This window comes from Leisingera sp. NJS201 (assembly GCF_004535885.1).
Taxonomy (GTDB): domain Bacteria; phylum Pseudomonadota; class Alphaproteobacteria; order Rhodobacterales; family Rhodobacteraceae; genus Leisingera.
Genome location: NZ_CP038234.1, coordinates 3,180,572 through 3,195,000, shown reverse-complemented (window position 1 = coordinate 3,195,000; position 14,429 = coordinate 3,180,572). Strand labels below are relative to the sequence as shown.

Genomic DNA, 14,429 nt, shown 5'->3' with positions numbered 1-14,429 from the left:
GAGCAGGGTAAGCCGGCCCCTAAGCCGAGGCCGAAAGGCGTAGGCGATGGGAACCACGTTAATATTCGTGGGCCAGGAGGATGTGACGGATTGTGAAGGTAGTTCATCCTTATCGGATTGAATGGGCTGCTGATCAGTCCCTGGAAATAGCCCTCCATCAGACCGTACCCTAAACCGACACAGGTGGACAGGTAGAGAATACCAAGGCGCTTGAGAGAACGATGTTGAAGGAACTCGGCAAAATACCTCCGTAAGTTCGCGAGAAGGAGGCCCGGGTCCTACGCAAGTGGAATCCGGGGGCACAAACCAGGGGGTGGCGACTGTTTATTAAAAACACAGGGCTCTGCGAAGTCGCAAGACGACGTATAGGGTCTGACGCCTGCCCGGTGCCTGAAGGTTAAAAGGAGGGGTGAGAGCTCCGAATTGAAGCCCAGGTAAACGGCGGCCGTAACTATAACGGTCCTAAGGTAGCGAAATTCCTTGTCGGGTAAGTTCCGACCTGCACGAATGGCGTAACGACTTCCCCGCTGTCTCCAACATCGACTCAGCGAAATTGAATTGCCTGTCAAGATGCAGGCTTCCCGCGGTTAGACGGAAAGACCCCGTGCACCTTTACTACAGCTTCGCACTGGTATCAGGATTGTGATGTGCAGGATAGGTGGTAGGCATCGAAACCGTGACGCAAGTCGCGGTGGAGCCTCCCTTGAGATACCACCCTTCGCACTCTTGATATCTAACCGCGGTCCGTTATCCGGATCCGGGACCCTGCGTGGCGGGTAGTTTGACTGGGGCGGTCGCCTCCTAAAGAGTAACGGAGGCGCGCGAAGGTTGGCTCAGAGCGGTCGGAAATCGCTCGTTGAGTGCAATGGCAGAAGCCAGCCTGACTGCGAGACTGACAAGTCGAGCAGAGACGAAAGTCGGCCATAGTGATCCGGTGGTCCCGAGTGGAAGGGCCATCGCTCAACGGATAAAAGGTACGCCGGGGATAACAGGCTGATACTGCCCAAGAGTCCATATCGACGGCAGTGTTTGGCACCTCGATGTCGGCTCATCTCATCCTGGGGCTGGAGCAGGTCCCAAGGGTACGGCTGTTCGCCGTTTAAAGAGGTACGTGAGCTGGGTTTAGAACGTCGTGAGACAGTTCGGTCCCTATCTGCCGTGGGTGTAGGATACTTGAGAGGAGTTGCCCCTAGTACGAGAGGACCGGGGTGAACGAACCACTGGTGGACCTGTTGTTGCGCCAGCAGCAGTGCAGGGTAGCTATGTTCGGACAGGATAACCGCTGAAGGCATCTAAGCGGGAAGCCCCCCTCAAAACAAGGTATCCCTGAGGGCCGTGGAAGACCACCACGCCGATAGGCCGGAGATGTAAGTGCAGCAATGCATTCAGTTGACCGGTACTAATCGCCCGATAGGCTTGATTTGATCCAGTAACAGACAGTGTTACTCAAAACCAAACAAGCAAACACATCCCAAGTGCAAGACTTGGACAACGTTGATTGTAACCGACGCAAGTTGCCCGTGCCTGCCGCCACCCGGCGGTGACACAGCAACCGGGCGGCATCTCGCGCATTTGCTGAAGCAAATACGCTGCCTGCCGCTCGCCAGCCTTGCTTCGCAAGGCCGTCGGAATTGGATTTTTCTTGGTTTGGTGGCTACAGCACAAGTGAAACACCCGGTCCCTTCCCGAACCCGGAAGTTAAGCACTGTCGCGCCGATGGTACTTGGGCTCAAGCCCTGGGAGAGTAGGTCACCGCCAAACCTAGTAAAATCCAATAATCTCTCAATACGGTCTCAAAAAAACCTGACGCGGGATGGAGCAGCCAGGTAGCTCGTCAGGCTCATAACCTGAAGGTCGCAGGTTCAAATCCTGCTCCCGCAACCAACACTAATTAACCTGACATATCAAAGGCTTCGGATCTACCATCCGGGGCCTTCTTCGTGTGAGCTACTCCCCAATTGTTGGACAGGTTCTGGCGTAATTTAAGCTACTCTCTGCTCCTGCTGATCGGGTTGGGTTTTGTGTTTTCTCAGCCAATAGACCACGGCCGGGGTTTGCCGCCAAGGGCGGAATGTGGGCGTTTTCGGTTGTAGAACTCGATCCACTTTCCGACGCCGACTGGACCTGCACCGTTTTCGTTCCGGTGTGTAGCTCATGTTAGGCGGCGATCTTTTCGAAAGCCACGGGTGATTTCCAGCCGATGGCCGAATGCCGTCGGCGTGGGTTGTAGAAGCCGTTGATGTATTCGAAGACGGCCAGTTCGACCTCTCTGCGGGTCTGCCAGGTCCGGCGCCAGATTAATTCGGCCTTCAGCGACTTGAAGAAGCTCTCGACGGCCGAATTATCATAGCAATTTCCCTTTCCGCTCATCGACGGCACCAAGTCGTGCTTGCGCAGACGCTTTTGATACTCGTGGGCACAGTATTGGGCGCCGCGATCAGTGTGGTGGATGCAGCCCGGGGGCGGCTTTCGTAGGGCAATCGCCATGTCCAAAGCGCGCAAGGCCAGATCCTGTTTCATGCGGTTGCTCAGGGCCCAGCCGATCACCCGTCGCGAATAGAGGTCGATGATCACAGCAAGATAGGCCCATCCCTCGCGGGTCCAAATATAAGTGATGTCTCCCGCCCACTTCTGGTTCGGGGCGCTTGCGGTGAAATCCTGACGCAACAGGTTGGGCGCGATATTGAAGGTGTGATTGCTGTCGGTCGTGCGCTTGAACTTGCGGCTGCGCAGCACCTGGATGCCGTTATCACGCATGATCCGCGCCACACGGCGTTGCCCGACATGGATGCCCAGTTCATTGAGTTCCTGCGTCATGCGCGGACGACCGTAGCTGCCCAGGCTCAAGCGATGCTGCTCTCGAATATGCGCCAAGAGCACCATATCCCGACGTTGGCGGCGTGACGGCGGCCTGTGCCGCCAGGCCCGAAGACCACGATCCGTCACCTGCATCAGGCGACACAAATGGCTGCGTGGCAAATCCCCGCGGTAATCCGCAATGAACTGAAATCTCATTGCTTTTGACCCGCGAAGAAGATTGCCGCCTTTTTTAACACCTCCCTCTCCTCCCGAAGAATGCGGTTTTCTTTGCGTAGGCGTTCGTTCTCGCGCCGAAGCTCAGAATCCTGGGTCGCGGTAGAAGGATCGTCCGAGAACTGACGTATCCATTTGCCCAAGGTCGAAAGGCCGACCCCCAGATCCGACGCGACTTGGCGACGCGTCAGCCCGCTGCTTGTCGCGATCCGAACCGCTTCGCGTTTGAAATCGTCACTGTGTTTGGGTGCCATTTCCGGTCTCCTCTATGGCGAGCATTGCTCGCAGAAAACCGGAACAAAAGTGAAGCAGGTCCATTCACCCAGAGATCGCTTTTGGTCCTGTGCGAGTTCAGGACCCGGGTGCGCCGAAACTCACCGGGGGCTAGTTCCATGGCGGCGTCGAGCTCGGGGAAGGACCGTGGCTGCTGATGCCGGAACACTGAGTCGAGGTCGGTATGCAACTGGCGGCGGAGATCGGTGGTCAGGTTCCGCTGCGGCACTGGCGGGGTCAGATCGGGGATCTTCGGGTCGAAATACACAGGCTTTTCGAGGCCCAGATGTCGTGCCAGCATCCCATGCACCCGGTCGGTGTTTTTTCGGGACACCCGCGGCCTGACCACCCAACCCGAAAAGGTCCGGGATACGATGGCCGAATGGACATGGTCGCAACTTTTGCCGGGGTGACGCGCGGCCAGCCATGGGGTTGCGAATTCCGGGAAACCTGTTTCGCGCAGCGCCGTCAGGAAAATCCGGGTCCATTGGCCGCTACTTGCGCGCAAGCCTTCGGGCAAGGACAGGGTCATATGAATGATGTCATGACCCGCCGCGAGATGGTCGAGATACTGACTAAGCCGACGCCGGGGCAGCACCGGGATCGTGCCGCCAATAATCTCAGCGCCATCGTCGAAGATATAAGCGACGGCGGCTTGGGCGGTTTTGTGGAAGGTCATGTAGGGGCGCATCAGCGTTCCGCCCCGCGCATGGCCAAAGCCTCGGCCAGCTGGCAGACTGCTTTGGCGAGACGGCCGATCCGGGAGGCGGGAACGCGGCCATGCAGCGCGTTGACCGCCAGGCCGAGTTTTCCGATCTCCTCTGCAAGGGCCGCATCACCACCGCCTGCCTCCAGCGCTGCATGGCGCAGATAACCTGCTTTTGTTGCAAAGCCGCTCTGCCTGGCAAGCTGTTCCAGCTGCTGATTCTCAGTCTCGCTCAAGCGGAACTTGACCATGTGGGTCCTGCGTTCGGTCATGACCTGTCCTTCTGTTCCTGGGGCAAGCCTTTCCCGTTCGCGCAAACGCGTGTTCAGGCCCAGTCCTGCTGATCTCCGATATCTGGACAAATATAGGCCAAGAAGGCGAAAATCGGGATGGCCGGAGACAACGGGAATGTGGAAAACCCTATTCAAATGTTTCTGCGCCGTGCTCCTTACCGATGCGGCCAGCTGGCATTCAGCGCGGAGAAATAGGGCCCTGATGCTTAGGTCCTAACGCACGGGAGAAATCCTGAGCTCGATAATACGCCTGACGCAACCGGGACAATTATGCGCTTCCGCATCTGGTCACGGCACACCCTCGAAACCGGCTGCGGCCCGAAGTTTGCATCCCAGGCAACCCGGAGCTGGCTCGAGAAGGTCGGTGTGACCCCAATTCGGATCTTTCCGGGATCACCCTAGGAGAACGAATACAGCGAACGTTTCAATGGAACGCTTCGCCGTGAGATGCCCAATGCCGAACGGTTGAAGACCACAAAACAGGCGCAGATCGTCATTGATTGATGCGTCAGGCAATACAACCACACACGTCCGCATCAAGCGCTCAACATGTGCCCGCCGGTGGCGCAGCGGCATCGTCCAAGGGGGCGGGAATACCAGGGCTGACTGGTTGCTGAAATGACCGAGCTGGTCCGGCAAGATGGCAGCTACCGATATCGGGGGGGGCGCCGTGCTGCTGCGAGATCCAGTCTGGCAGGTCAGTTTCAGTTGGATCGAGCGGCTGTGGCGGCGGCGCTTCTTGCCGGGATCACCGATCAGAACTTCGTGGCGGTGTTTGGAAATGTCGATGGCGACCAGTAAGGTCGGCGCAGTAGAATAGGTGGCGGTCATACCCGGCCTCCTCAGCGGTGTGGTTTACACAAAACCACTGTTGAGACCTGAGACCCGGTTATGGCTACCCGCTGCGCGAATTGAGGGCTGCGCGCGTGGCCATAGCCTCTCAGCGGCTAATCTTCCCGACGTGCTATGGGCCGGAGTTCGTTGCCAATGCGTGCGGACCTGGTGTGCGGCTGTCGGGGCAAAAATCCGCCTTCATCGAGCAGAGAACCTGACAAAGCCCTCCCCAGATTGATTGCAGAAAGAGCGCCCGCAACAGGTCATGCGGGCGCTCTGGGAGTATTGTGTGCCGTTACTCAGCCGGTAACGGATCCTCATCATCCACTGTCGATGCGACTCCTGCCGCGTTCCGGCGACTATCGTTGATGATCGCCTTGATCAGTGCAAAGCCCATCAGTACCATCGCAAAGCTGAACGGCAACGCGGCGATGACCATCGCGGTTTGAATGGCTTTCAGGCCACCGACAACGAGCAGGGCGCCAACGACCAATGCCAGCGCTATACCCCAAAAGATGATATGGGGGCGCGCCTTTGGACCATCGTCACCGGCCGCGTTGATGGTGTTGATGATCAACACAGCCGAGTCCGCGGATGTCACCAGATAGGTCAGCAGCAATACGACGACGATAACCGAGAAAACCCAGGTCAGCCCGTCGCTGAGCAGGACCGCAAGTGTGGCATAGAGCTGATCGGAAATCCCAACGCCCAGGATCGCGTTTTCGGCCGCGCCGCTCAGTTCCAGATCAATGGCCGTTCCGCCGATAAAGGCAAACCAGATAAAGCACATGATCGACGGAATGATCATCGCGCCAAGAATGAATTCACGCACTGTTCTACCGCGCGAAATCCGGGCCAGGAACAGGCCGACAAACGGCGTCACGGCAATCCACCAGGCCCAATAGAACACTGTCCAGCCGCCTTGCCATCCGGCCAGAGCCGCACCCTTCTCGGTGCCATCATCAGACCACACGGTGAAACTGATTTCCGGCAGCGCGAGCAGGTAGTCCCAGATGCCGACGAAAAACACTTCGAGAGCGAACATCGTGGATCCGAAGATCAGGAAGAACGCCAACAGGAAAAAGCTCAACCCCATATTCAGGTTCGACAGCCATTTGATTCCGCGACCGACACCGGACAGGGCCGACAGCGTAGATGCGCCGACAATGACCAAAAGGGCGAACAGGATCGCAGCGAAAGAGGCTTTCTGGCCGCCGTTTCCGTCGGCCACCAGCAGCCAGTCACCGACGCCAATGCGTGCCAGGCCGGCCACGAATTGTTCCACACCAAACCCAAGCGTCTGCGCAATGCCCAAAACAATGGCGACCACCGACACGATGTCGACCAAATGCCCCAGCGGCCCCGAAAGCGACTTGCCAAACAGCGGGATCAATGCAGTGCGCACCGTCAGCGGCAGATTGCGGCGGTAGGAAAAATAGGCAAAGGCCAGCCCGGCAATTGCATATGCGCCCCAGGCCGACAGCCCCCAATGCGCGAAGGACCAGATATAGGCCGAGCGCACGGCTTCTGCCGAGGTGCCGGCAACTTCGCCCATGATCACGTTGGGGTTGTTCTGGAAATGGTAAATCGGTTCAGCGGTCGCAAAAGTCAGCATCCCGATCCCGATACCCGCGCTGAACATCATGGAAAACCATGAGAAATTCGAGAATTCCGGCTTTTCACCGTCTAGTCCCAACCGCAAGCGGCCGGAGACCGGCAGGAGCGCCAGCACCAGGCAAAGGATGAGGAAGAAGGCTACTGCATAGATGTACCAGTAGTTAAACACTCCGAGAATGAGCGTGTTGAGGGATCCCAGCGCTGATGAAGCGCTCTCGGGAAAGGCTACGGCCCATACGATCAGCGCCGTGACGAGCAGCTTGGCGCCAACGGCCACGTTTTTCGAAAACCCGGCGTAAAAGCCGCTCTCCGAAACTGGAATGTCCAATTCTCCTAAAGGTGGTTTCATACTTTCCTCCCTGGTTTGTGAAAACTGTTCCGCCAGCAGACTGTGTTTGGGGTTTGCTGGCGGGATTTGCGCATTGCAAACTCTGACTGGGTTGCTCAGCCCATCAGGCGCGCGTCGAGCGGATAGGTTGAGATCGTCTCGAACCCGCTGCCGGTCACCACGCCCTGATCCTCCAGCTTGACCATGTGGTCCCCGCCGACCTCGCCCACCAGCGCCTCGACACACAGCGTCAGGCCGGGCTCGAGAACGGCGTCGAAGGCACCTTCCACCAGACGGTCGGGATAGGCGATCAGAGGCCACTCATCGCACATCCCCACCCCGTGCATCGGCGAGGAGTATTTGAGCGCCTGATACTTGTCCTGCAGCACATGCAATGAGCGGGTCAGGTCCTCCATGTGGAGGCCAGGCTGCAGGAGCGCCGTGTTGTAGCGGATGTGTTCGACGGCCTCGGCATAGCTCTCGCGCATATGGGCCGGCGCCAGGTCGTCGCCGATCCACCATGTGCGGCTGAGGTCAGCGCAGATGCCGTAAGGTCCGATCAGATCAGTATCGAAAGCGAGGATCTCATTCTCGGAGATGACCCGAGGCCCGCATTCCTGGAACCAGGGGTTTGTGCGCGGCCCCGAGGTGAGCAGCCGTGTTTCGATCCATTCGCCGCCACGTTTGATGTTTTCGGCATGCAGAACGGCCCAGACGTCGTCTTCGGTCACCCCGCCGTTCGGAATCTCGGTGCGCGCGAAGTCTTCCATTGCGGCCATGGCGCGTTCGCAGGAATGGATGGCGCAGCGCATGGCGCGCAGCTCGTGCTCGGTCTTGATTCCCCGCGTGCGTTCGGTGACTTCCTCGCCGTCGCGATACTCCAACCCCGCGCGGCGGATCGCGTCCAATCCGGCAGGCTGGATCTTGTCGATGCCGATCTGAGTATGGCCCGGTGCGTGGGTGGCAAGCAGGTCCGCCACCTGGGCGGCGAAGGCGTCGGCCGCCGGGCCGATCCGGTCGCCGCGTGCGAAATAGAACATGTCCGCGCCGGACCGGCTCTCGCGGACAAGCGGATTATACTCGGCCAGGAACGGCGCGTTCTTGTAGTCCCAGATAACCATGTAACCGTCGGCGCAGAGCAGGCAGGCCCGGAACGGGTTGTGGGTGTTCCACAATTGCATGTTCGTCGTGTCGGTTGCGTAGCGGATGTTCAAAGGGTCGAACATCAGAAGGCCGCCATAGCCGCGCGCGACGATGGCGTCGGTCAGGCGCTTATGGCGGGCTTTGCGCATCTCGGCCAGGTCGGGCAGTTCCAGACCCGCCTCGCGCCATTCGGCATGGGCGAGCGCCGTTGGTCCGATCTCGACCCGGTTGCCGTCATTTTCCGTCCCGTCGCCAAGGCGTGCGCCCTGGCTTGGGTCGATCTTCCGGTGATCCCTGTAATGCGAGTTCATTCTGTGCATCCCTTTCAGAAGCTTGGAGACATGCGAAAACATGCCCGCGTGCTTGAGGCACGCGGGCAGTGGATCAAGCCACGTTTGCCGCCTGATCCGCGTATTGGCCGATGGCCGTACACGGGATGCTCAGGTCGTGGTTTTCCGGTGTCTGGCCGGCATATTTGCCGATGGCTGCACGCGGGGTGCGCGGGGTGCGCTTTTCCGCTGTGTAGTCGTTGATCAGGTCACAGGGCGTGTAGTTACGTTCGATCTCGTGCAAATCCTCTGCATCGAGTTCTGTCTCAAGCGCCGCAAAGGCGGTGTCGAGTTGGGCAACACTGTCCGCACCGACGAGCATCGACGAAATCTCTGACTTGCGCAGAACCCAGGCCTGCGCCACCTGCGAGGAAGTGATGCCTTTGGCCTCGGCCACACGCTGCACGGAACAGGCGATGTCATAGGACGCCTGGTCATTGTACATCTGCGCGGTAAAGAAGTCGGTCTTGTTGCGGGTCGAGTCGGGATCATTGGCCAGGGTGCCCCGCGCCAGCGGGCTGAAGGACGACACACCAATCCCCTGATCCATGCAGTAGGGGATCATTTCGCGCTCTTCTTCACGGTAGGCGCAATTCAGCTGAAGCTGCATGTTGACCGGCTTGGTCCAGCCATTTTTTTCGCAGACATTCAGGATCTTGGCGAATTGCCATGTGTACATGGTCGACACGCCGATATACCGCGCCTTGCCGCTGCGCACGACGTCGTTCAGCGCTTCCATGGTTTCTTCGACCGGGGTTTCGGTATCGAAGTAGTGCAGCATGTAGATATCGATGTAATCCATCTTCAAGCGCTGCAGCGAGCCATTGATGGCATCGAGGATATGCTTGCGCGACGTCCCATAAGAGTTCACGTCCTGACCGATCTGGTAGCCCAGTTTGGTTGTCAGGATCAGCTCATCCCGGCGCGCCAGGCGGCGCAGGATATTGCCCACCACGGCTTCGCCTTCGCCCGCCGAGTAAAAGTCCGCCAGATCGATAAAGTTGATCCCGTTGTCCAGTGCGTGGCCGATCAGCGGCTCGCTTTCGGCTTCGTCAAAGATCCACGGCTTCCAATCCTTGGAACCCATGTTCATTGTTCCAAGGCACAGCCGAGAGACGCGCAGGCCCGAATTGCCAAGGCGTGTGTATTTCATTCTACAGTCTTTCCTAGTGAATGAATTGATGGTGGAGAGGTCGGAGGAGGATCACCCGTAAGCGATCCAGACTCCTTTGGTTTTGGTGTAGGAACTCAGCGAATGGATGGCCATTTCTTTGCCCCAGCCGCTTTCCTTGAATCCGCCGAACGGGCTGGACAGGCCGTAACAGCCATAGCGGTTCACAAAGATCATGCCCGCATCCAGGCGATCCGCCATTCGGTGCGCCACATTGATGTTGCCGGTATAGACCCCGGCGGCCAGGCCATAGGTGGTGTCATTGGCCAGGGTCAGAGCGTCCTCTGCGGTATCAAATGGCGTACAGGACAGAACCGGCCCAAAGATTTCCTCTTGGGCAATGCGTGCGGAACCCGGTACATTCGCAAAAATTGTCGGGCGGATGAACAGGCCGTTGGCGTTGTCACCTCGCTGATCCGCATGGCCGCCAGCGACCAGTTCGGCTTCACCTTTGCCGATTTCGATGTAATCCATGATGCGCTTGAACTGCGCCGCGTTGCATTGCGGGCCCTGTTGCGCATCTGCGGACAGCGGATCGCCGCAGCGCACCGCCTCGGCCTTCTCGATCAGGCGGCTCATGACATAGTCATAGCTGCCTTTCTGGATCAGGAAGCGGGTCGGCTCGGAGCATTTCTCGCCCTTGTGCGAGAACATGACGGTAAAGGCGCGGTCGATCGCTGCGTCCAGATCCGGCGTGTCGTCGAAGATGATGCAAGGCGATTTGCCGCCCAGTTCCAGGGTCACTGCCTTAAGGTTAGATTGACCCGAGTTCTGCACAATCTGACGGCCCACATTGGTGCTGCCGGTAAAGGACACCTTGTGGACGTCGCGGCTGACCGTCAGGTGGTTGGCCACCGGCCCGTCACAAACCAGCAGGTTCAAGAGCCCGGCGGGCAGGTCAAGCTCTCGGTCGATCAGTTCGAACAGGAATTGCGTGGCCAGCGGCGTGTATTCGGAGGGTTTCATCACCACCGTGTTGCCCATGGCCAGCGCAGGCGCGATTTTCAGGCTGGCCTGATAGAGCGGAAAGTTCCACGGTGCGATCAGGGCGCAGACGCCCACGGGTTCCTTGTTGGTGAAGTTCAGAAACCCGTCTTCAACCGGCGAGACCTCACCGTAGAACTTGTCGGTCCAGCCGGCGTAGTATTCGAAGATCTCGGCGCAGGTCGGGATGTCGTCCACCATGGCCTCGGACAGCAGCTTGCCGTTCGGCAGGCTTTCCAGAATAGCCAGCTTTTGCGTGTTCTCGCGGATCAGCCGGGCGATGGCATTGAGCACATCGGCGCGTTGTTTGCGGGTGGTCTTGCGGCTCCAGACATCGCTTTGATGGCAGCGGTGGGCGGCAGCTGCGGCGGCATCCGCCTGACCCGCATCGGCCAGCGCGATGGTGCTGAGGGTTTCGCCTGTGGCGGGGTTCTTCACATCCCAAGCCTGACCTGCACCGGCCACCCACTGGCCGTTGATATACTGCTTCTTTTCTGCCTTCAGCCAGGTTCTGGCCCAGCTCAGATCTGCATCGAGTGTCATTGTACTTCCTCTATTCCGGAAAGAGCTGCGCGAACGATGGACACATCGCCCGCGGCCTGTTTCGCTACGGCCGAGGCACGGCTGTAGCCATATTTGCGTTTGACCTGCATGAGGCTCGGGCCCAGCCCTTGCGCATTTTCGGTGTTGCGCTGGGAGTTCAATTCCAGCCCCTGCACACAGTTGCGGCGCAGCGAGGACACCCCGCTCTGCAACAGGGCAATCATGTCAAGCAGGGCGATCACGACCAGCATCTGCCACGGGTTGTAATCCAGTTCCCCGTGATCCTGGGTCATGCGCACCGTCGCCGCGCGGCCACAGGCCATCATGGCGCATTGCATAGTGAATTCGGGGATCGTCGGATTGATCTTGCCCGGAATGGCCGATGAGCCGGGCTGCTTTACCGGCAGGCGGATTTCGCCAAAGCCTGCATTGGGCCCTGACGCCATCAGCCGCAGATCCCCGCCAAACCGGATAAGTGTCCGGGCGATCTGTTCCAGCGACGACGCCAGGTTTTGCAGCGGATCATGAGCTTGCGACGCGGCAAACAGATTGTCGGTGCGGCGCAGATCATGGGCCAGGCCTGCCTGTTCCAGAACCGTATTCAACTGATGGATGACCTGATTGAAGAAATCCGGGTCACAATCATCAGGCCGCCCGATGATATTGCCGCCCAGGTTCACGGCTGCCAGATCGCTGGCGTCTGCGCCGGCGCGCGCCGTCAGCTTGCGCAGATTATGCGCAACCCCGCCGAAATAGTCCCCGGCACGAATATCCACCGCATCCTGCAGGCAGGTGCGCGCCAGTTTGGGCTGGTCCCCCATCTGTTTAGCGCACTGTTCGAGGTCATTCACCAGTCCCAGCAGCTCGGTTTCCAGCTCCGCCCAGGCGGCACGGGCCGCGATGTGGCAGGCGGTGGACAGGCCGTCGCTGGTGGAATGATTGAGGTTAAGGTGATCATTCGGATGCAGCGGTGCGTTGCTGCCAAAAGACATGCCAAATCGCTGATGGTTGGCGAGATTGGCCAGCATTTCGTTGACGTTCATGTTGATGCCGATCCCGCCACCTCCATGAAATGAATGTATGGGGAAATCTGCCCCCAGAGGCTGTGTCAACAAATGGTCTATGGCCGCGCTGATCGCTTCTCCCACGTCCTCCGGCATGGCTCCGATGGACACGTTGGTCTGCGCAGCCGCGCGTTTGACATGCAGCATCGCCTCGATCAACTGTGGATAAGCAGATAACTTTTGCGCGCCAAATAAGGGGAAAAGTTCTGCGGAGCGCTGTGTTTGAGCGCCATAGCGGGCATTCGCAGGCACAGATACCGAGCCAAGGGTATCATGCTCCGTCCTGAAGTGATCCACGGACACCACGCCTCCCTCGTGTCGAGCTGTCGTGGCGTGTCTTTGGTGAAATTCAGGGATTCAGGCAAATTACAAAAAGGAATAAGCATTCCTTTTTGTAATGACGTTGGCGCGAGAACTGACTAAGTTGCATGGCACTATTCCACAGCGGCTTGCGCATCGCACCAATGAATAATTCCCCAAGTCTCACCTCGCTCCGGGCCTTTTCGGTTGTTGGCAACTGTCTGAGCGTTACCGGCGCGGCCAAGCAGCTTGGCGTCACCCAGAGCGCTGTTAGCAGGCAGATAAGAGCGCTGGAGGATGCATTGGATCTCAAGCTGTTTGATCGGGTCGGCAACAGCATTTCGTTGACGGAAGAGGGCCGGGTCTTCCATCAGCGGATTTTCGAGACATTTGGCCTTCTGGAAAACGCCGTGGGCGAAGCCACCGGATCCCTTCAACGGCATAAAATCAACCTGCTGGCGCCACCCACCTTGGCGTCCCGTTGGCTGACACGGCGCCTGTCATCCTACCCACAACGGTTTCCGGGTGTTGAATTGGCCGTCCACACCGAGCCATGGCCTGATATCCGCATGGATTGCGTCGTTCAATTTGGCGCACATCCCACCGCAGGATCCGAACATGTGCAGCTGCTGGTGGAACAGCACATTGCCGTCTGTTCGCCGGCACTTTTTGAGGACCGTGAGGCCATGCGCGCCAGCTGCCTTTTGCATGTCTTTGACAAAGGTGTGCGCTTTCCTTTGTGGGAGGACTGGCTGGCACTTGAGCCGGACAACCCGGATATTCCCAGCGGGACATCCATGGAATTTGCAACGCTTGAGCTTGCCATTCAGGCAGCCAAAAATTCGGTCGGCGTCGCCGTGGTCGACCGCAATATGATTGAATATGAACTCAACGCAGGCAGCCTTGTCCAGATTTCTCCAACAACTGTGGTTGGGCCAAACGGATACTGGCTTGAGATTTCAGAAGAGCAACAAGCCAAAACCCGCTCGGTGCAGTTCTTTCGGTGGCTCAGAGGCGTGGCGGGCCTAACGGCGGGCGCGTTCTAGAAACTGCAGTTGCCTCGCATTAAGTCGTGTGCTTTTGGAGGAACAAGGCCAGCGGCGGATAGATGCCGCTGGAGGTGCGCAGGTAAAGGCATCCGGAAAAGGGGAGAGCACGGCTCGTCAGGGCTGCAGCCCTTAGGCGTATCGCAAATTTGCGGCGGGAATAGATATGTCACTGTGCTTAGCCAGGTCCGCAAACTTGTCCCGCCTGACAGAAACCAACTTCTTATACGACCAGAGCGCAAACTTCCTCGGATCGACATTCCTGTCCTGGTTTCCAACCGCAGCCGAAAACTCACCCCAGTATTCAGAAAGCAGGTCAGGCGGATAGTAAATCGGTTTCGGATTCTCAACATATCTCGCTATCAGATTGTTGACGAGTTCGTCGTTCTCCCTCAGCGACACGACAAGGAACCTGTCTTTCAAAGCAGCAAATGTGGGGTCACCGGCAGTGAACAATTCGCAGAACGATCCGCTGGAATCAGCCAGAATTGGCTGATCGGCACCTAGCCGAAGAAGGTCCTCGACCGCCGTGCGTTCAGCCAGCCGATGCAAGTTTTGCCGTTTCACATATTCGTTGAATTCGATCCCGCCTTTGTCCGGGTTGCCGGGCATCCCCAAATAGGACGTCAAAGGCGCAAGCGTGTCCTTGCACAATTCATTGTCCAGGCTGAGAATGCCCAGTTCCTGCAGCTTGGACAGCATTGCACCCTTGCTGACCTCGGCATTGAAGACATCAAGAATCTGCTCGCGCAAATACCGCTCTTG

Annotated in this window: 12 protein-coding genes, 1 tRNA gene and 2 rRNA genes (1 of these 15 cut by a window edge); 4 read left to right on the top strand and 11 right to left on the bottom strand. The window is 58.3% G+C overall.

Annotated features, from left to right (window positions below; genetic code table 11):
• The 3 genes from ETW23_RS15570 to ETW23_RS15560 all read left to right on the top strand — a co-directional run.
• Window positions 1-1,424 (top strand): 23S ribosomal RNA (locus tag ETW23_RS15570) (it extends 1,419 nt beyond the left edge of the window).
• A gap of 222 nt (window positions 1,425-1,646) precedes the next feature.
• A 5S ribosomal RNA gene (gene rrf / locus ETW23_RS15565) occupies window positions 1,647-1,761 on the top strand.
• Window positions 1,762-1,807: 46 nt separating this feature from the next.
• Window positions 1,808-1,884, top strand: a tRNA-Met gene (locus ETW23_RS15560).
• A 145-nt stretch (window positions 1,885-2,029) separates the two neighbouring features.
• Here ETW23_RS15560 and ETW23_RS26815 read toward each other — a convergent pair.
• From ETW23_RS26815 to ETW23_RS15510, 10 genes are all read right to left on the bottom strand, one after another.
• Window positions 2,030-2,101, bottom strand: coding sequence for a hypothetical protein (locus ETW23_RS26815; protein ID WP_134831340.1), 72 nt, complete (start codon window positions 2,099-2,101; stop codon window positions 2,030-2,032).
• A gap of 56 nt (window positions 2,102-2,157) precedes the next feature.
• Window positions 2,158-3,287 (bottom strand): IS3 family transposase gene (locus ETW23_RS15550; protein WP_134828802.1). Its coding sequence is split into 2 segments (ribosomal slippage): window positions 2,158-3,053 and window positions 3,053-3,287, totalling 1,131 coding nucleotides; the frame shifts between segments, so codons are not numbered across the junction.
• Window positions 3,221-3,997, bottom strand: a complete 777-nt coding sequence (locus ETW23_RS15545; protein ID WP_134830543.1) for a hypothetical protein — start codon at window positions 3,995-3,997, stop codon at window positions 3,221-3,223. The genes ETW23_RS15550 and ETW23_RS15545 overlap by 67 nt, the downstream gene beginning before the upstream one ends.
• Window positions 3,997-4,284: a hypothetical protein gene (locus ETW23_RS15540; protein WP_134830542.1), complete on the bottom strand. Its 288-nt coding sequence runs from the start codon at window positions 4,282-4,284 to the stop codon at window positions 3,997-3,999. The genes ETW23_RS15545 and ETW23_RS15540 overlap by 1 nt, the downstream gene beginning before the upstream one ends.
• Window positions 4,285-4,698: 414 nt before the next feature.
• Entirely contained in the window at window positions 4,699-5,136 is a 438-nt protein-coding gene (locus tag ETW23_RS15535; protein ID WP_134830541.1) for a hypothetical protein, read from the bottom strand.
• 298 nt (window positions 5,137-5,434) lie between these two features.
• Window positions 5,435-7,105, bottom strand: coding sequence for a BCCT family transporter (locus tag ETW23_RS15530; RefSeq protein ID WP_134830540.1), 1,671 nt, complete (start codon window positions 7,103-7,105; stop codon window positions 5,435-5,437).
• Window positions 7,106-7,200: 95 nt separating this feature from the next.
• Window positions 7,201-8,538 (bottom strand): dimethylsulfonioproprionate lyase DddP, encoded by a 1,338-nt coding sequence (gene dddP, locus ETW23_RS15525; protein ID WP_134830539.1) that lies wholly within the window; start codon window positions 8,536-8,538, stop codon window positions 7,201-7,203.
• Window positions 8,539-8,611: 73 nt separating this feature from the next.
• Entirely contained in the window at window positions 8,612-9,709 is a 1,098-nt protein-coding gene (locus ETW23_RS15520; RefSeq protein ID WP_134830538.1) for an aldo/keto reductase, read from the bottom strand.
• 51 nt (window positions 9,710-9,760) lie between these two features.
• Entirely contained in the window at window positions 9,761-11,254 is a 1,494-nt protein-coding gene (locus tag ETW23_RS15515) for an aldehyde dehydrogenase (RefSeq protein WP_134830537.1), read from the bottom strand.
• On the bottom strand, window positions 11,251-12,570 hold the full coding sequence (locus ETW23_RS15510) for a lyase family protein (protein WP_254695214.1): 1,320 nt from the start codon (window positions 12,568-12,570) through the stop codon (window positions 11,251-11,253). Before ETW23_RS15510 ends, ETW23_RS15515 begins: the two co-directional genes overlap by 4 nt.
• 176 nt (window positions 12,571-12,746) lie before the next feature.
• Between ETW23_RS15510 and ETW23_RS15505 the strand changes: the two genes are divergently transcribed.
• Complete coding sequence (locus ETW23_RS15505; RefSeq protein ID WP_134830535.1) at window positions 12,747-13,664, top strand: LysR family transcriptional regulator; 918 nt, start codon at window positions 12,747-12,749, stop codon at window positions 13,662-13,664.
• Window positions 13,665-13,796: 132 nt separating this feature from the next.
• Here the strand turns inward: ETW23_RS15505 and ETW23_RS15500 are convergent, their stop codons facing one another.
• Window positions 13,797-14,417, bottom strand: coding sequence for a hypothetical protein (locus ETW23_RS15500; RefSeq protein ID WP_167738131.1), 621 nt, complete (start codon window positions 14,415-14,417; stop codon window positions 13,797-13,799).
• Window positions 14,418-14,429: the final 12 nt, after the last annotated feature.